17 protein-coding genes and 1 riboswitch are annotated in these 18,081 nt (G+C 60.3%); of the genes, 6 read left to right on the top strand and 11 right to left on the bottom strand.

The features are described from left to right. Nucleotides 1-1,373 (bottom strand): FUSC family protein (locus tag HK23_RS13310; protein WP_086654334.1); only part of this gene is annotated, 1,373 nt, incomplete at its 3' end. Between the two features lie 260 nt (nt 1,374-1,633). Here HK23_RS13310 and HK23_RS13305 point away from each other — a divergent pair. Beyond that, nucleotides 1,634-2,779, top strand: a complete 1,146-nt coding sequence (locus HK23_RS13305; RefSeq protein ID WP_086654333.1) for a metallophosphoesterase family protein — start codon at nt 1,634-1,636, stop codon at nt 2,777-2,779. Further along, nucleotides 2,776-5,505, top strand: coding sequence for an AAA family ATPase (locus tag HK23_RS13300; RefSeq protein WP_086654332.1), 2,730 nt, complete (start codon nt 2,776-2,778; stop codon nt 5,503-5,505). The genes HK23_RS13305 and HK23_RS13300 overlap by 4 nt, the downstream gene beginning before the upstream one ends. Here the strand turns inward: HK23_RS13300 and HK23_RS13295 are convergent. Beyond that, nucleotides 5,489-6,949, bottom strand: coding sequence for a carbohydrate porin (locus tag HK23_RS13295; RefSeq protein WP_231888276.1), 1,461 nt, complete (start codon nt 6,947-6,949; stop codon nt 5,489-5,491). The two genes, HK23_RS13300 and HK23_RS13295, sit on opposite strands and share 17 nt — an antisense overlap. Before the next feature lie 192 nt (nt 6,950-7,141). Between HK23_RS13295 and moaB the strand changes: the two genes are divergently transcribed. From moaB to HK23_RS13280, 3 genes are all read left to right on the top strand, one after another. Then, complete coding sequence (gene moaB, locus HK23_RS13290; protein ID WP_063907363.1) at nt 7,142-7,696, top strand: molybdenum cofactor biosynthesis protein B; 555 nt, start codon at nt 7,142-7,144, stop codon at nt 7,694-7,696. Beyond that, complete coding sequence (locus HK23_RS13285; RefSeq protein ID WP_063907364.1) at nt 7,689-8,267, top strand: DJ-1/PfpI family protein; 579 nt, start codon at nt 7,689-7,691, stop codon at nt 8,265-8,267. Before moaB ends, HK23_RS13285 begins: the two co-directional genes overlap by 8 nt. 64 nt (nt 8,268-8,331) lie before the next feature. After that, complete coding sequence (locus HK23_RS13280) at nt 8,332-9,000, top strand: POTRA domain-containing protein (protein ID WP_086654331.1); 669 nt, start codon at nt 8,332-8,334, stop codon at nt 8,998-9,000. Between the two features lie 62 nt (nt 9,001-9,062). On the opposite strand, the gene folE is transcribed toward HK23_RS13280, so the two are convergent. From folE to HK23_RS13245, 7 genes are all read right to left on the bottom strand, one after another. Then, a complete protein-coding gene (gene folE / locus HK23_RS13275) occupies nt 9,063-9,671 on the bottom strand; it encodes a GTP cyclohydrolase I FolE (RefSeq protein WP_043550493.1) in 609 nt (202 codons plus the stop codon). Nucleotides 9,672-9,722: 51 nt separating this feature from the next. Beyond that, entirely contained in the window at nt 9,723-10,196 is a 474-nt protein-coding gene (apaG, locus tag HK23_RS13270; protein WP_063907367.1) for a Co2+/Mg2+ efflux protein ApaG, read from the bottom strand. Nucleotides 10,197-10,373: 177 nt separating this feature from the next. Then, nucleotides 10,374-11,582 (bottom strand): O-succinylhomoserine sulfhydrylase, encoded by a 1,209-nt coding sequence (gene metZ, locus HK23_RS13265; RefSeq protein WP_086654336.1) that lies wholly within the window; start codon nt 11,580-11,582, stop codon nt 10,374-10,376. Nucleotides 11,583-11,646: 64 nt separating this feature from the next. Further along, a riboswitch (SAM riboswitch) is annotated at nt 11,647-11,726 on the bottom strand. Between the two features lie 108 nt (nt 11,727-11,834). Then, a complete protein-coding gene (locus HK23_RS14870; protein WP_086654330.1) occupies nt 11,835-12,824 on the bottom strand; it encodes a bifunctional GNAT family N-acetyltransferase/(deoxy)nucleoside triphosphate pyrophosphohydrolase in 990 nt (329 codons plus the stop codon). Further along, nucleotides 12,817-13,932 carry an aromatic ring-hydroxylating oxygenase subunit alpha gene (locus HK23_RS13255; protein ID WP_063907368.1) on the bottom strand — a complete coding sequence of 372 codons (1,116 nt, stop codon included), beginning with the start codon at nt 13,930-13,932 and terminating at the stop codon, nt 12,817-12,819. The genes HK23_RS14870 and HK23_RS13255 overlap by 8 nt, the downstream gene beginning before the upstream one ends. A gap of 155 nt (nt 13,933-14,087) precedes the next feature. Continuing rightward, on the bottom strand, nt 14,088-14,582 hold the full coding sequence (locus HK23_RS13250; protein WP_086654329.1) for a DUF2721 domain-containing protein: 495 nt from the start codon (nt 14,580-14,582) through the stop codon (nt 14,088-14,090). Between the two features lie 47 nt (nt 14,583-14,629). Beyond that, a complete protein-coding gene (locus HK23_RS13245) occupies nt 14,630-15,502 on the bottom strand; it encodes an ATP-binding protein (protein WP_086654335.1) in 873 nt (290 codons plus the stop codon). 152 nt (nt 15,503-15,654) lie between these two features. Between HK23_RS13245 and yajC the strand changes: the two genes are divergently transcribed. Next, the gene (yajC, locus tag HK23_RS13240; protein ID WP_179193913.1) at nt 15,655-16,020 is read left to right on the top strand and encodes a preprotein translocase subunit YajC; all 366 of its coding nucleotides are present in this window, start codon (nt 15,655-15,657) and stop codon (nt 16,018-16,020) included. Nucleotides 16,021-16,107: 87 nt separating this feature from the next. Here yajC and HK23_RS13235 read toward each other — a convergent pair whose 3' ends face one another. Together HK23_RS13235 and priA are read right to left on the bottom strand one after the other, a co-directional pair. Then, complete coding sequence (locus HK23_RS13235; protein WP_086654328.1) at nt 16,108-16,557, bottom strand: hypothetical protein; 450 nt, start codon at nt 16,555-16,557, stop codon at nt 16,108-16,110. 125 nt (nt 16,558-16,682) lie between these two features. Beyond that, the coding region (priA, locus tag HK23_RS13230; RefSeq protein ID WP_143217573.1) for a replication restart helicase PriA at nt 16,683-18,081 on the bottom strand (1,399 nt) is incomplete at its 5' end.

Here is an 18,081-nt window from a genome sequence, read left to right as displayed (position 1 = left end):
ACCGGGATGATAGCCATGGCCAGAAACGGCATGTCCGCCCCGTGCGGGAGGATGCCAAAGTTCAGAACCGCCGCAACCGCAATCGCCAGTGGCGTGCCGATCAGCGCGCCCATGCCAAAGCCGCGCGCATTATAGGTGGTGGCAGCCAGTGTAAGGATAACGGCCACCTGAGAGAGTGCGGTGTAGGTCGAGGGAATATCGGAGATGATGCACAGCCCGGCCGCAACTGAAAATCCGGTGAGAGTGCGCAGCCCGGCCAGCAGAGCGGCAATCACATCCTGATGCTGGTCGATTTTCAGCTCCGGAGCCTGCGTGCGGGCGCGCTTGCCGTTTTCAAAGGCGTCAATGCCATCCGCAGCCCAGCGCGCATCGGATAGCAGCGCCATGGAGCGTTCGATCAGCCAGGCTTCATCCAGCGTGGGGCCACGGTCCAGCTCTTCCGCGTGGGCTTCCCGCGCCAGATCTTCCAGATCCCACACGGCCTGACGAGGGGAGGCAACGGGGGTGCCATCGCCGAAGGCGCTGCGGATCTGGTTCAGCACCGGACCGGAAATCTCGCCCTTGCGCAGTACGGCGGCAATGGCCCGGCTACAGCTGAGCATTTCCAGCAAGGCCACCATGGCGGAGCGTGCCCCGGCCAGCCGCACACTGGCGTCCGGCAATTCGGTTTTGGCAAAAGAGACCTGCGAGGTCAGCGCGATAATCTCGCCCGCCAGCCCAGCACAAGCCATATCATCGGGGATACCGTGTCCAGCCATGGCATCGCGGCTGATGCGCTGTACCATATTGGCGACGCGGTTCAGGTTACTGGCCAGTTTTTCCCATGCTGTGGGGGAGCCAAAAATATCATTGACCGCAGCCGTGGCGGCAATGCCGACCACAATGGCCGAAACGCGGTTGACCGTGACATCAAAAATCGACCCCGGATTATCAATGCAGCTAATGCCCACAATGGCCACGGTGTAGCCCGAGAGCATGGCGGCATAGGCGCGGAAGTCTTTTTCCAGCGTGCCGACAATGGTGCACAGCGTCAGCCAGAGCCCCACACCGCCCAGAAAGACGGCACGGTCCTGATTGAAGCAGGCAGTGAGAAACAGCGCGACAAACGCCCCTACCATGGTGCCCATCAAACGATAGACGGCTTTGGAAAGCACCTGTCCGCGCAGGGGCTGGGCCAGAATCATCACCGTAACGGCGGCAGAACCGGGGGAGGAAAGCTGCAACCAGAATGCGGTGCTAAGCGCCAGCACCGCGGAAAGCCATGTCCGCAGGCAGAACAGAAACCAGCCGGGTGGGAAAATGGTGGCGGGGAGTGCGGGGCGAAGGCCCTTCCAGAATCTGACAGGCGAGGCGGCTGGGGTGTTGAGGCTCATCCTTTCCGTCGTCCTTGCCGCTCAAGAGGTCAGTCTGGGTCACACAGAGTCGGGAGGCACGGACTGCTCCGGGCCGAATCCCAAAAATCAGAAGTCTATTAAAATAAAATATAATTCAATGGGGGAATTTTTATGCGCTGAGCCGGGTTGCATAAAATGCGTGCTTGGGAAAAAGGCCTGCCGTTGGGTGGGGTGCAAGGGTATGATGCCACGGCAGGATGTGCTGAATTAAGGCAGACCCTCTGATAACTGCGATCTTTATGAAATTCATTCATACCTCTGACTGGCAAATTGGCCGGACGTTCCGTTTTGCTGATGACGATACGCTCGGTGCGTTGCAGGCAGAACGGCTGGAAGTCATCCGTCGGCTCGGCCTGCTGGCACGGCAGGAGGGCGCTGCGCATGTGCTGGTGGCGGGCGATGTGTATGAACATGAAACGCCAGCCGAGCGCACTCTGCATCAGCCCATCGAACGCATGCGCGAGTTTACAGACATCCAGTGGCATCTGATCCCCGGCAACCATGATGCCGATCTGCCGGAAGGTGTCTGGGCGCGTCTGGCGCGCAGCGGGCTGCCGGAAAATGTAACAGTGCATCGGGAGCCCGGTCCGGTTCTGATGGATGCGGCGCATAATGCGTGGATACTTCCTGCCGTGCTTAAACGCCGCCATATTCTGACGGACCTGACCGCTTATATGGATGAGGCCGAAACGCCGCCTGACGCCCTGCGGATTGGTTTGGCGCATGGGTCCGTGGTTGGGTTTGGTGGCGAGGCTGAATCGGAACACAATCCCGTGGCGCTGGACCGGGCCAGACGGGCCGGGCTGGCCTATCTGGCACTGGGGGACTGGCACGGCTTTTGCCAGATTGATGCCCGCACGATCTATTCCGGCACACCGGAGACGGACCGCTTTACCACAGGCGGCGGTGGCGGAGGGGAAAGCGTGGTCGTCACGTTGCACGGGCCTCGGGCGGAGCCGGAGATTAAACGCTGCAAAACCGGGCGCTACACATGGAAAAAGCTGGATGATGTCGTTCTGACGTCTGAGCAGGATATTCTGGCGCTGGATGCCCGCATCCGCAGTATTGCGCCGGACAACTCTGCGGCGGTGCTGGTCTGGGCAGCTGTGTCCGGCCTGCTCTCGGTGGACGATATGGCATTTTATGAAAGTACGATCCTCAAGCGCCTGAGCGGGGCAGTCGCCTGTTTGCGCCTGACAGGAACCCCGCAGCTTTCCGCCGGGCTGGATGATATGGACCGGTTTGGTTCTGGGGGTGCGGTGCGTGCCGCTGCGGAACAGCTACTGGCCCAGTCAGAGAGCGGAGGGGCAGAAGGGCAACTGGCCTCGGAAGCTCTGCAACGGCTTTTCCTGTTCTGGCAGGAGATGGGAGCGCAGGCAGGATGATCCTGACAGATTTACAGATTGAAGGCTTTCGGCGCTTTGCGGCTCCGGTGCGTCTGGATGGGCTGGGGCCGGGGCTGAATGTGCTGGCCGCGCCGAACGAGGCCGGAAAATCTACCCTTTTGACCGCGCTGAAAGCGGTTTTGATGGTGCGGTCCAGTTCCAAGGCCAAACCGGTCAAGGATCTTCAGCCTTATGGCGGAGGCGCACCGCATGTGGCGGTTTCTTTCTCATGGAAGGGGATGGACTGCCATCTGGAAAAGCAGTTCATCTCAAAGGCTTTTACCCGTCTGATCCTGGGGGGTGAACGGTTTGAGGGCGATCAGGCAGAAGAGGCTCTCCGCACTCTTCTGGGGCTGGAAGAAGCCAGTAAGGGCGAAGCCGCAGGGCTATGGAATGCGCTGCTGGTGGGGCAGGGCGAAAGCTTTGTGCAGCCGGACCTGAACCAGACAGGGCAGGACAGCCTGCGCAGTTGTCTGGAGCATGGGGTTGAGCATGCTACCGGCGGTGCAGCGGCCAGTGCCGTGCTAAGCCGTGTGCGGGACCGGCTTTATCTGCTCCAGACGGCGAAGAGCGGACAGCCAACAGGCAAATACAAGCAGGCTCTGGAGCAGGAAACGCAGGCGCAAACGCACCTGCAAGACCTCCAAAACCGTCGGGCCGCGCTGGAAGAGGATCTGGCTGCGCTGGATCAGGCTCGTCGGTCTTTGCGTGAGCAGGAAGACCCGGAACGCAAGGCGCAGGATGAGGCCGAACTGCTGGCTCTGCGCCAGTTGCGGGATAAGCTGCGGGTTGCTGATGCGGAAGAACAGGCTGCCAGAGCAGCCCTCGCCACCGTGACGCACACCCGCAATAGCATCCGTGATGAACAGGAGCGGCGGCAGGAAAGACTGGAGACCCAGCGCAGGCTGGAGCGTGAGGCAGCAGCAATGCAGCATGATCTGCAAGCGCTCACGCAGCGGACGGCACAGGCCCGGCAGCGTTATGAAGACAGTCGCACGGAACGAGAGCAGGCCGAACAGCAGCAGCAGGCCGCGCGGCAGGCCTTACTGGCGGTTTCTCGCCGGGCCACCGTCTCGCAACAGCGCGCCGCACTGGAGCGGGGCAGGCAGACGCTTCATCGGGCCGAGGCCGCCTGCACACGGCTGGAACAGGCACGGGCTGCTTTGGCGGCCTTGCGGGTTGATGAAGCGCTGATCCGCCGCGTGCGCAAAGCCGTGCGGGAGCAGGATGCCGCTCAGGCTGCGCTGCATGCCCGCGCAACCCGTTTGACTGTGACCTTACTGCCTGAAGCGACTGGCCGTGTTCTGCTGGATGGGGCCGCCTGTCCGCAGGGTGAGACGGTTTTGACGCAGGCGGCAGACGTGCAGGTGGAAGGCATCGGGCAGTTCCGCATTACACCGGCTGTCAAAGATCATGATGAGGCTCTGACCGCCGCAGAGACGGCCCGGCAACAGCTTCAGTCTGTCTTGCAATCTGCCGGTTGCCAGAGTGCGGAGGATGCCGAGACTCTGTTTGAAGAGCGGCGGCAGGCCGAAACACGGGTGGCGGAAGCACGTGCGGCTTTTGTCGCTTCTCTCCCCACGGCGCGGGATGAGCGTGACACCACCTTATTTGAGGCTCTGGCGACGTTACGGCAGGAACTTACTGACCAGAGCGCCGCTCTGGCGCGGGAAGAGGAGGCGTTTGAGCGCGACTGCCTGCCGGAACTGGCTGGAGAGCATGCGGTGCAGACCGCGACAGACGCGAGCGTGCAGGCGTTGCAGCAGCAGGCCCGGCAGGAGGAAGACTGTGCCGCTCGTGCTGCGGATGAGGCCCGGCAGGCTGAGCGCACGGCACAGGTGGCGTATAACGCGGCCCAGAATCTTCAGGAAAAAGCCGAGGCGGCACTCCGCCAGAAGCAGACGGAGCGGGATCAGGTTGGGCGCGAACTCGCGGTGAGTCATGCGCGGGAGAGTGACGAGGCGCTGGCTTCTCGGGCTGCGGAGACCGCGCAGGCGCAGACGCAGGCCGAAGCCCATGTGCAGGCGCTCAAGGCCGGACGTGAGACGGAGCAGCCTCTATCCGTGGTGGAAACCCGCATTACGCGGCGGGAGCAGGGGCTGGAGAACGCCCGGACCTCCATTGCGCGCCTGCGCGAGGAGATTAGGGAACGCGAAACGCGCGTGCGCGTGGCCGAAGGCGACGGGCTGGATGAAAAAATTGCCGAAGCCGGGCGTACGGCTGCCCGACTGAAGCTGGAGTGTGAAGGGTATGAGCGGGAACGGGCAGCACTGGCCTTGCTGGACCAGACCCTGAGCGATGCGGAGAAAACCCAGACCGAACGCTATCTCGCCCCGCTGGTGCGCACGATGCAGCCTGCTTTTTCGACCGTGTTCCCCGGCGCCTCTCTTGAGATGGATACCGGCTTTGGTTTGTGTGGCCTGACGCGGCGGACTGCGGAAGAGTTCGGTAAATTGTCGGATGGCACGCGGGAGCAGATTGCCGTGCTGGTGCGGTTGGGCTTTGCGGAGCTGCTGCATGCCCGGCAGTCGCCCGCGATTCTGGTGCTGGATGACGCGTTGAGTTTTTCAGATTCGCAGCGGCTCGAACTGATGTTTGATGTGCTGGCGGACGCGGCCACCCGGTTCCAGATTCTGGTGCTGACCTGCCGCGCGGAGGTCTTTGCAAGACTGGGCGGCAGGCCTCTCAGCCTGCGGCCCATCCCGCAGATTACAGAACGACGTTGAACTGAAGGGCCATCACGGCGGCGTCATGGAACGTCGTCGTGGCACCGGGCCGGTTGATATACTGGAAGTCCGGCTGGAGGGTCAGGCCGTTCGCCACATGCGCGTTGTAGAAGAACTCATAAACGTTTTCATGAGACTGCACGCCCCAGACCTGTCCCCACTGGTTGGACTGGAAATCCTGCCCCGCAAAGATGGAGGCTTCCTGCTGCAACGCGACCGTGCGGCTCATTTTCATCCACTGGTACATCATGCCGATGCTGTCATTCGGGCGGCCCCACGGCTTACCCGTTTCCAGCAGGCCACCCCACAGATGGTGGGACATGGCGGTGGTCTTGCCGTCTGTCCACATGTAGCCGCCCATGGCAATCAGGCCGTTGGTCGGGCCTTCCCCATTACGGACGAGCATCTGGTCAGCCTGCACCCACGCGCTGGCACGGCCTGCATGATAGCGGGCTGGCTGGCCGGTCTGCACCCATGCGTTGCCGTTAATGTCTTCATACAGGTCTTTGTATTTGGAGTTATCGTAGCTGTAGCCAGCCTTATAATGGCCCACCAGATGGTTCTTGCCGAAGGACGGCATCCAGCCGATTTCCACCGGGGTGGAGAACTTGCCCAGACCATCCTGTGCCCAGGCCCAACCGGAAATCCCGCCGTTAAAGGCGTGAGGCGAGACGGCAAACAGGCCGGCCATGATGTAGGTGTCATTGGTAGGCATGACACGGGCCACGGCACCAAGGTTGCCTGACGGCCAGTCACGATTGCCTTCGGTGTATTTGTTCGGGGCCGGATTCCCGCAGACAGCCACGTTCATATACATACAGAACAGCGGAGAGGCCGCGAAGAAGCTCCCCACCGGAATCCAGCCTGCGCTGATATCCAGATGGTTGTTCAGGAACGACTTCTCACCATACAGATAGACAAGATGCGCCACTACGTTACCGCGCGCGCCGTAAATCTGCTGCACGCCGCCGATGGAATCCCCGATATACTGGGTGCTCAGGTTCTGGCCGTGTCCGTTCACCACCATCATGTGGGACCAGAAGCCTTTGAGCAGATTGAGGTCAGTCAGCTTGCCCCAGTCCACGTCCAGCTCAACGCCAACCTGTCCGGCGTTGGTCACACCCTGCCGCATACCGCCACGGAAGTTCCCGGCCAGTTCCTCATGCACGTCGGCCAGAATGTGAATGCCGTGGTCCAGCAGCCAGGGCTGCGCGCCCCACCAGTCACCAAAAAAGTGGTTTTTCCCGTAGGGCGCTGAAAACAGCGGGCCGGGATCTTCTACCGGGTTGGCCTCATTATTGGCTTCCAGACTGGGCCACAGGCCGGCAGCGCTGTTCCCGCCCGTCAGCAACTGAGCAGAGGCCTTTGAGGAGAAGGCTGGCGTCAGGCAACAGGCAAAGGAGAGCGCGCAAAGGAAAGAAAAGCCGGATGAAAATCTTGTCATGTTTCTTTTTGTTTTTGTTGAGGATGCATGAGGCGAGTATTCATATTGTTTCAAAGCGGCACCATAATGTCTAAAACTTTTTTCACTCTCTTGGGTCTTTCGGCCTGTTGGGTGATATTTTGGCGACAACTGCCAGCCCCGTGCAGCCCGGAATGCGTTGACGCATGCGGCGCCAGATGATGAATTCCGCTTATGACAAAAATAGACACAAACCGCCCCTTCCTGCCGGTGCGTATCGCGGTGATGACCGTATCGGATTCCCGCACGCTTGAGACAGATACTTCGGGTCAGGCTCTGGTTTCCCGCCTTGAACAGGCAGGCCATGTGCTGGCCGACCGCACGATTGTGCGGGACGATGTCAAACAGATAACGGAACAGCTGAAGAGCTGGATAAAAGACCCTCTGGTTGATGTGGTGATCACGAATGGCGGCACCGGTGTAACCGGGCGCGACGTGACGCCGGAAGCCTTTGACTGTGTGCTTGAAAAGCGCATCGAAGGCTTTGGCGAACTGTTCAGAATGCTGTCCTACCGCAAGATCGGCACGTCCACCATTCAGTCCCGCGCTATCGCAGGTGTAGCGGACGGAACATACCTGTTTGCGCTGCCCGGTTCAACCGGGGCCGTAAAAGACGGCTGGGATGACATTCTTGTGTTCCAGCTCGACAGCCGCCATCGCCCCTGTAACTTTGTGGAACTCATGCCCCGGTTGCGTGAAGGATTGAAGGAGGATCATTCTCATGACTGAAGACGTCAGACTGCTGATGCTGGCAGGCGATTATGTGGAAGATTACGAGATCATGGTGCCGTATCAGGCGCTGCTGATGGTGGGCTACAAAGTGGATGTGGTCAGCCCCGGCAAAAAAGCGGGGGACAAGGTCCTGACCGCCATCCATGATTTTGAAGGAGCGCAGACCTATAGCGAAAAGCCCGGTCATGCCTTCCAGCTCAACGCGACGTTCGATGAGATTGATACGGACGATTATATCGGCCTGATTATTCCCGGTGGCCGCGCGCCGGAGCATCTGCGCATGCACCCGCGGGTGATCGAGATTGTCAAAGCCTTTGCAGACCGGCCTCTGGCTGCCATCTGTCACGGCGCGCAGCTGCTGGCTGCGGCGGATATCATCAAGGGCCGCAAGGTTTCTGCTTACCCGGCCTGCCGCCCGGAAGTGGAAATGGCGGGCGCAACCTACGCCGATATTCCAGTGACAGAGGCCGTGACGGACGGTGAGCTGGTCACAGCCCCGGCCTGGCCTGCTCACCCGGCCTGGCTGGCGCAGTTCCTCACCGTGCTGGGCGCGACTGTGACAATATAGTGCATTGGCAGGCTCCTCCCGTTGTGCATCATAGGGAATAGTGTTCAACAGGATGGAGCCTCTTATGAGACGTCTTACTGCCCATTTTATCCCTGCGGTTCTCAGTCTGGCCTGTGCCATGCCGCCAGCCGCAGCATGGGCACAGCAGGCGACCTCCCTCCCGCCAAATGATGCTCCAAGCCCTGCGCCAAACGTGCACCCGGAGGTCAAGCTTCCGACTCTCAACACGCCGGTCAAGGTGGAAGAGATCAAGGTTTCCGGGAACAAGCAGGTCAGCACCGGGGCCATTATGGCTGTGGTGCCGTTTCATGTTGGCAGCATGGTCACGCAGGCACAGATTACACAGGGCCTGCAGGACATTATGAAGCTGTACCAGCAGCAGAATATTGGCGGTAAATTCCACCAGAGCCTCAGCCTTGACGGCAAAAGGGTGAAGGTGGAATGGGCTATTGAAGAGACCGGCGGCCCCGCAGGTTTTGAAAAGCCTCTGGTGCTGGAAAGCCTTGGGTTTGACGGCAATCTGCACGTCTCAACCTCAGCTCTGAAACAGGCCGTCCATCGTCAGCCGGGCGAACAGGTTACCCCTGCCACTGTGCTGGCGGATGAGAAAGCCATTCAGGCTTTGTATGTGAAGAAGAATATCGGCGTGACCATCGTGCCGGAAAGCCGCGCACCGCATAAGGACCAGCGCGTGACGCTGACTTATCATCTGACGGAAAAAGCCAACGATTAAGGCTCTGTGTCCTGTTACAGGCAGCACTGAGGTAAAATTCCGTGCTGCCTGTTCAGGTCTTTTTAGTATTCGCTCGCACCCGGGCGGTTGAGCATGGCCAGCAGCTCCCGCCGTGTATCGGAGTTGGTGCGGAACACACCCAGCATCTGGCTGGTAACCATGGAAACACCGGGGCGATGCACACCACGGGTCGTCATGCACTCATGGCTGGATTCAATGATGACGGCTGTGCCGTGCGGCTGCAGAACATCATTGATGGTGTTGGCAATCTGGGCAGTCAGCCGTTCCTGAATCTGCATGCGGCGGGCATAGGCATCCACCACGCGGGCCAGTTTGGAAATGCCAACAACGCGCTGGCGCGGCAGATAGGCGACGTGCGCCCGGCCGATAATGGGGGCCAGATGGTGTTCGCAGTGGCTTTCAAAGCGAATATCGCGCAGCAGCACGATTTCATCATACCCTTCCACTTCGGAAAATGTGCGTTCCAGAAGCGTTTTGGGGTCAATCGCATAGCCCTCAAAAAACTCTTCATAAGCGCGGGTGACGCGGGCAGGTGTATCATGCAGGCCTTCGCGGTCCGGATTTTCCCCGGCCCAGCGGAGCATGGTGCGGATGGCGTCTTCCGCCTCTTCACGAGTGGGGCGGTCAGTCTTGGGCAGAGGGTCGCTCATGCCATTCTCCTGCGGTCTGCATGATGATGAAGCGGTCAGGACCGGTTCGGGTTAATGGATCTGGCGGAACTGGAACGGGCTATCAAGGCTGAAAGCCGGAATGGCGATATCAAACCGTTTGCCGGAATTGACATTCGACATCTGGTAAGACCCGCGCATAAAGCCCCCGGCCGTGGTGAGAGAGACGCCGGACGTATAGTCAAACCCGTTCTGCGGGCGGATAACGGGCTGTTCCCCCACAACGCCTTCACCATGCACATATTCCGTACGGCCTGCGCCATCGGTAATCTGCCAGGTGCGTTCCTTCAGCTGGATGGGGGCCGTGCCGCCATTTTCAATGCGGATGCGGTAGACCCAGCAATAGACATCCTCATCCGGTTCCGACTGTTCCGGGAGCCAGAATACCTGCACGCAGACGCGCATATCTCCCGTCACGGCTTCATACATCGGCGCTGAGGCGAAGAGTTCGCTCAGGGCGTCATCATGATCGGGGGACATGGGCGGTGAGTCCGGCCAGTCAGGCATGGGGTGTTCTGCTCCTGCATAAGAATAACACGACCTGTTTCATGCCATCGGGGGCATCCCCTAAGGCAGAAATCACGGCACAGTCCGCTGGCAGTATCACGAAGCGATTGGATAAGGGAAGCCGCCTGTCTGCTCTGTTTCTGTTCCGGCACAAAGCAGACAGGCGGTGGTCAGGCGTCAGCCTTTGGCGAGGGCGGCGACACCACGGGCAAGGTCATCAATCAGATCGGCGCTGTCTTCCAGCCCGACGGAGAAGCGGATAGCCCCTTCGGAAATACCCAGTTTGGCCCGTTCTTCCGCACCAATTTTCATGTGCGTGGTGGTGGCCGGGTGGGTCACGAGGGAGCGTGCATCGCCCAGATTGTTGGAAATGGCGATGAGCCGGAGGGCGTTCATGAACGCAAATGCGCCGTCCTGCCCGCCTTCCACTTCAAACGCGACCATGGTGCCACCGCCGGTCATCTGGCGCTGGGCAATGTCATACTGCGGGTGGTCCTTGCGGCCCGGATAGCGCACGCTGACAATGCCCGGCGCAGACGCCAGATAGTCCGCTACGGCTGCGGCGTTGCGGGTCATGGCTTCTACGCGCAGAGCAAGTGTTTCCAGCCCTTTGAGCATGACCCAGGCGTTGAACGGGGAGAGAGCGTTGCCGGTATTGCGCACGAACGGCTGGAGCGTTTCCTTAATCCAGTCTTCCTTACCTAGCACGGCCCCGCCCAGAACGCGGCCCTGCCCGTCGATATGCTTGGTGCAGGAATACACCACCACATCGGCACCCAGCTCCAGCGGCTTCTGGTAAAGGGGGGAGGCGAACACGTTATCGACAATCACCAGTGCCCCGGCCTTGTGGGCGCGCTCTGCAATTGCGGCGAGGTCCAGCACGTCCAGCATGGGGTTGGAGGGGCTTTCCAGCAGCACGGCGGCTGTCGGTTTGCTGAAGGCTTCGTCCCATGCGGCAAGGTCACCGCCGTCTACAAACACTGTTTCCACGCCGTATTGCGGCAGCAGGTTGGCGACAATCCAGTGACAGGAGCCAAACAGTGCGCGGGAGGCCACGACGCGATCGCCAGCTTTGACCTGAGAGAGCAGGGCGGAAGACACCGCGCCCATGCCGGTGGACGTAGCCACACAGGCTTCGGCCCCTTCCAGATCCGCCAGACGGCGCTCTAGCGCAGCCACCGTGGGGTTGGCAAAGCGGCTGTACTGGTAGTGGGAGATTTCCCCCGTGAAGGTTTTAGCGGCCTGCTCGGCGTTGTCGTACACAAAGCCGGACGTCAGAAAAAGCGCTTCGCTGGTTTCACCATACTCGGTGCGTTCCAGACCCGCATGCAGCAGGCGGGTGGCGGGGCGCCAGTTTTTGGGAGAGGAAGTCTTGCTGTCACTCATCATGAGGTATCCGGTTCTTTTGCTGTCATACAGCGCAGTGTGACCGTGGAAACCGTGGCGTCGGCACAGCGTCGCCATGGCCTCTTTAGCGCGTTTATTTTACCTCGCCGCAAGCCGGCCGTACAAATCACGAGGTTTTAGCGTGCTTTAACACACCGCAAGCATTTTGTTATGCGGAGGCAGGTTCTGTTCGTCAAGCACCTATGCGCCTGCCTTGCTGCGGCCTCAGCCATGCAGCGGGGGAGGGGTATTTTACAGCAATTCCTGCAGGAGCGGCACAAAGGGAATATCCGCGTCCGGCATGGGGTAATTATGCAGGTCTTCCGGCTTTACCCATGCCAGTGTCTGCCTTTCCTTCGGGGTCGGTGTTCCGGCCCAGCGGCGGCACAGATAAAGCGGCATCAGCAGGTCAAACCCCTTGTAGGAGTGTGATGCAAAGGTAAACGGGGCGAGACAGGCGCGGGAGACATCCAGCCCCAGCTCCTCTTCCAGTTCCCGCACCAGAGCGGCTTCCGGCGTTTCTCCGGGTTCCACTTTCCCGCCGGGAAACTCCCACAGGCCCGCCAGACTTTTCCCCTCCGGCCGTTTGGCCAGCAGAATACGTCCCTGCGCATCAATCAGCGCAGCGGCAGAAACGAGAACGAGCTTGCGGGGGGCAGCGATACCGTCAGGCTGTGTGCCCGCAGGCGTATCGAGATCATCACGCGTGGCCTCAAACACCCGCACAGGATGGTCTTTCCCGCGAGCGACAAACATCTGTTTGTCAGTCCCGATAGCCCGGAAGCCAATATGCTCAAGAACACGGGCGGAGGCTGCGTTATCGTCGGCAACCGTCGCGCGCAGGCAGGCAATATCCAGATTAGCCAGCGCCCAGCGGGCCAGCCGTCCTGCCGCGAGGGTGGCAATGCCCCGGCCCCAGTAGGTGCGGCCTATCCAGTAGCCCAGCATGCCAACGCGCCCAACCTGAGGCACTGTTTGCACGCGCAGTCCAACGCACCCCAGAAAGGTGTCGTTTTCATCCAGAATGGCAAAATGACAGCCTTCTCTGGCCCGATGCATGGAGAGCGTGGAGGCAATCCATTCATCAGCCAGTTCCCGCGGGTAAGGGAAGGGCAGGCGGCTGAGCATGCGCACCACTTCCCAGTCATTGACCAGATTGTGGAGCGCGGGCGCATCATCAGGCAGAAGAGGGCGCAGCCGGTAGGGCGGCGCCTCCAGAACCAGAGACGTGATCTCAGGCATTCACAGCCGGTGCGGCGGGGACACCGCATTCTGCCAGCAGGCCGCGCAGAGCGTTGATCACGGGGAAGACTTCCACATTGTGGTCACCGCCCAGTTCACGCCATGCGTTCTGTTCCAGTTCCACAATTTCACGGTCTTCCGCAAAAATCCGCTCGGTGAAGGCAACAAGGAACGGCCATGCCAGTTCCAGAACGCCCGGCACTTTGGGGCGCTTGACGGACAGCAGGCCGAAGGTCCGGTTGGTCAGCTCTTCTGCATCCTGCGGAACGTAGACAATCCACAGATCCATCACCGGGTCTTCATCACCGGTCTGGATGCGCAGGGTCTGATACGGATATTCCGTGCGGATGGTCATGACGTCACGATGCTGGAATTTTTCCGAGGAATCGCGGCGTTCACCAAAAATCAGGGCTTCACCCAGCGGCTGCTTGCCACTGGTGCGGGCGAAGGAATAGCGGGCCTCCACCAGACCGGGCTCACGTTTCTGGCCCAGAAAGCGGGGGCGCATCTGGCCCATCTGCTTCATGTGCATGAACTGATGGTTCATATCCATCAGGTTCTCATGCATGAAGCTGTAGTGACACTTTACTTCCTGCCCGAAGAAGCGGGTTTTGTAGGCCGGGTCTCCCACACGAGCCAGACGCGGCGCCAGCGGTACAGAATCCGCTTTCTCCGGGTCTCCGGGGAAGATGAAGATCAGGCCATCCTGCTCACGGCAGGGGAAGGTGCGCACACCGTTGGGGAGCTTGCCCTTGCCCAGATAAGGTACGTCAATGCAGCGGCCTGAGCGGCCATAGGCCCAGCCATGATAACAGCACTGAACGGACTGACCGCAGACCTTACCTTTGCTGAGCGGTACCTGCCGGTGCGCGCAGCGGTCTTCCAGTGCAAAAATTGCGCCTTCCGTGGGGCGCACCAGTGCGATGGGCGTGCCCGCATAGCGCGTGCCAATGGTCTTGCCGGGCTTGAGTTCCTTGGACCACGCAACCGGATACCAGAAGTCCGGATTGGAGCGGATGCGGCGCAGATCCGTACCTGTGGTGGTGTTATGCCCCGCACCAAAAGAAGGTGTGTCGTCTGGTGTGTCAGTCTGAACGGTCTGGTCCATCTTGCCTCTATGTCATGACGTTCGGGGCCGCGTCATCCTGACACTGCCGATTAGCGGATGCATGCAACCGTATATCACACAAAGAGGCAAGACGCAGAGGGAGCGGAATGGCCGCTTATTCTCTTTTTATTTGCAAATTATTCACAAACTGAATGTCAGGTCGCTTTTGGTGCTGGTCTGGGCATAGGTCCTTCGCGCTTCAGTCCATGCCAGGCAATCAGGCTGTCGCCCAGAAACAGGGCCAGTGCCCCCACGGTGCAGGCAAGAGCCAGCCCGAACATGATGACCAGCCAGGTGGCGACGGAGGAATCCCGCACACTGCCCATAAACAGCACAAATGCCGCCCCGCAGGACGCCGCGCCCCCAAGCCCTCCGGCCAGAATGGCCGTATCCAGCATCAGGGTGCGGCGGTGGAGGCGTACAAGGTGCTTCTCCAGCGTCTGGTTCCGGTCCGGGTCGTCATTATCGTCCGTCAGCAGGGCATTGGCCTGTTCAATATGGTCGGACACGCGGGCCAGACGGGTGTTGAACAGGTTGAGCAGCGTGCCAATGCCCGAAAGCATGAAAACCGGCGTAAGCGCGATCTGGATGATATGCGCAACGCTATCAATCGGTTCGGCGGCGATGCCTGCCAGAACGGGAAGGGCCATGAAGCAAAAAGTCCTTGCTGCCAGAACAGTGGGCGTGAGCGGAGGATCTAGCGGCTGGAGGCCAGTTCTGCCGTCAGGTCTTCAATGAACTGGAATGCCACCCGGCCAGAGCGGCCGCCACGGGTAATAGCCCATGCATTGGCGCGGGCTGTCAGATCCTCATCGCTGATGGGAAGCGCGCGTTCTCTCGCATAGGTCCGCACCATGTCAAGGAACACATCCTGCGGGCAGGCGTGAAAACCCAGCCACAGGCCGAAGCGGTCGGACAGGGAGACCTTTTCTTCCGTCGCTTCCGAGGGATTGATGGCGCTGGCGCGTTCGTTCTCGATCATCTCACGCGGCATCAGGTGGCGGCGGTTAGAGGTGGCGTAGAACAGAACATTCTCCGGTCGCCCGGCAATGCCGCCATCCAGCACGGATTTCAGAGCCTTGTAATCGCGGTCTTCTTTTTCAAAGGATAAATCATCACAGAAGATGATGAAGCGGCGCGGGCTTTCCCGCAGCATGGCCAGCAGGTCCGGCAGGGTGGCCAGATCTTCCCGCTGAATTTCCACCAGCGCTACGCGGCCCTGGCCGGGTGCGCACGGTTTGCCGTCCATCTGATTGACCAGCGCATGTGCGCCCTTGACCAGCGAGGACTTGCCCATGCCGCGTGAGCCCCACAGCATGGCATTGTTGGCGGGCAGCCCGCGGGCAAAATGCTCGGTATTGTCCATCAGCGTCTGGCGCTGCGAATCCACGCCCTGCAACAGGCTAGCGGGTACATGCGCCACATGGGCCACTGGCAGCAGTCGCCCACGCTCGGGGAGCCAGACAAACGCATCGGCCTGATCCACGCCATCCAGACTTGGCGGCGGAGGGGAGAGGCGCTCCAGCGCTGACGCAATACGTTCAAGGACGGAGAGGGGGGCGGTATCCATCAGGGCAGGGTCCATGGTTGTGCCGCCGGGGAACTTCCGGCAGGAAAGGAGGCGGTGCGACGGCTTATCTTCAAGGGATGCTTGACGTGTGAGCCGTGAAAATTATGGTCACGCATCTTAATTACGCAACCAGCCTTTCCGGAAAGCCTGCCATCATGTCCAATTTTCTTATTCCCGCAGCCTATGCCCAGTCCGCCGGTGGCGGGGGTGCTGGCTCGAGTCTGATGTCGTTCCTGCCGTTCATCGGCGTGTTCGTTATCATGTATTTCCTGATGATTCGTCCGCAGCAGCAGAAGCAGAAGCAGCTTCAGAACGAACTGAAGGCCCTGCGTCGTGGCGACCGGATTGTCACCGCTGGCGGCATTATCGGCATTGTGCAGAAATCCCGTGACGACAGTCAGGAGATTGAAGTCGAAATCGCCCCGAACGTCCGCGTCATGGTTCTGCGCAGCACCGTCACCACAGTTCTGACCAGCACGGCCAAACCCGCCAATGATGTGGCAGACGCTAAGAAATAAGGTTGCGCCTCATCAGGCAGTGCAGCTTTGCATGTTGTAAAGAGAGCGGGCTTCTGGCCCGCTTTTTTTATGGACCGGAAGAGCCAGTTAAAGCTGTTCATGACTCTGTGCCAGAGGACCGTCCTCTGCATGGCTTTCCACGACGTCCTCGGTCACATCCAGAGCCAGCACTTCACCAGCCATGATAATGCTGAGCAGCGCCAGAATTTTCAGGCCCAGCGTATCGTTGGTTTGCGGATGGCCGTGCAGAATATGCAGCACAAGAGGCGTGAGGGCAGGCAGGGGTAACAGCCAGAAGACCGCCCGCCAGATCGGTTTTTGAATGCGGGACCGATAGAATGTGGCCAGTCTCCGCTCTTTTTTCAGCACGAATTTCAGGAACAGGACGACCGCCGTGCCAATGGCAAGCGAGATGAGCGGCATCAGCACAATGGTGGACGCCACGTCATGCCAGTTACAATAGGCCAGCCCGAGCAGAGCGACACCCACCCAGGATGAAAAATAGATGGCGATGCCGATAAGGGAATAGTGCTTCACGATACGGTCCTCAAATGTCGTATTCTGCGTTTGTACGCACGCGCTGAAATGCAGGCCCGTGTGTCAGTCTAGCAGGGACGAGCCGGGATTACGTCATGGTTTTACGACAAAATGATGCAATATCGTTACAAAAAAGACACCGGGTCGATATCCACATCCACCCGTACCTGCCGGTCCAGTTTCACCAGCCCCAGCCAGCGGCGCAGAATAGGCTGTACGGCAATCGTTTTGCGGGTGCGCAACAGCAAACGCCGCCGGTGCCGCCCGCGCAGAATGGCCATGGGGGCCGGCGCTGGGCCAAGAACCTGAATACCGTCCCCATATGGGGCCACGCGGCCAAGAGCGGCGGCGGCGTCATCAGCCGCCACGGCGGTGTCTGCGCTCACAATTAACGCTGCCAGTCGTCCATAAGGCGGCCAGAATCCGGGGCGTCTCTGTTCTGCTTCCTGCGTCATGAACGCATCAAAATCGCCCGAGAGGAGGGCCTGCATGACCGGATGTTCCGGCGTGTAGCTTTGCAGCAGCACGCGGCCCGGTGTGCTGGCGCGTCCGGCGCGGCCTGCCACCTGATGCAAAAGCTGGATGGTGCGTTCCCCCGCGCGCAGATCGCCGCCACCAAGGCCGAGGTCCGCATCCACAATGCCCACCAGTGTCAGATGCGGAAAATGCCAGCCTTTGGCGACAATCTGGGTGCCAATCACCAGATCAACTTCACGGCGGGAAATCTTGCCAACTGCTTCCGCCGTGGCGGCGGGGCCGCCCAGCGTGTCACTGGCCATCACCAAAATACGGGCATCGGGGAAAAGGTGGCGGGCTTCTTCCGTAATCCGCTCAATGCCCGGCCCGATGGGGGTCAGGCTTTGCTCTGCCCCGCAGGAGGGGCAGGCTTCCGGCATGGGTTCGGTATGGTCGCAAAAATGGCAGGAGAGGATTTTGCGGTTCCGATGCTCCACCAGCCATGCCGTGCAGTGCGGACATTCCATCCTGTGCCCGCACGCCCGGCACAAGGTGAGGGGGGCATAGCCACGCCGGTTCAGGAACAGCATGGCCTGTTCCTTGCGCTCAAATGTCGCGGTCAGTTCTTCCGTTAGGGCCGGGGAGAGAAACAGGCCGCGGGGTGGCGGATGGTCGCGCATGTCCAGAATACGGGTTTCCGGCAGGGCCGCGCCACCGTGGCGGGAGGGGAGAACCAGATGCCGGTAGCGTCCGGCCTCCACATTGGCCAGAGATTCCAGACTGGGGGTGGCGGAGACCAGCACAATGGGGAACCCCGCCAGCCGCGCCCGCACCACAGCCATATCCCGCGCACTGTAGATGACACCTTCTTCCTGCTTGAACAGGGCCTCGTGCTCTTCATCCACAATAATCAGGCCGAGGTTCTTGAACGGCAGGAACAGGGCAGACCGCGCTCCCACAACCACCGTGGCGCTGCCATCAGCCGTGCCATGCCACGTCAGACGACGGGCGCGCTGGCCGACTTCCGAATGCCAGATGGCGGGTTGCGTGCCAAAGCGGCGGGGAAAA

Source organism: Acetobacter malorum (assembly GCF_002153605.1).
GTDB classification, from domain to species: domain Bacteria; phylum Pseudomonadota; class Alphaproteobacteria; order Acetobacterales; family Acetobacteraceae; genus Acetobacter; species Acetobacter malorum_A.
The sequence above is the reverse complement of the archived record's forward strand: the minus strand, read 5'-3'. Positions and strand labels throughout refer to the sequence as shown.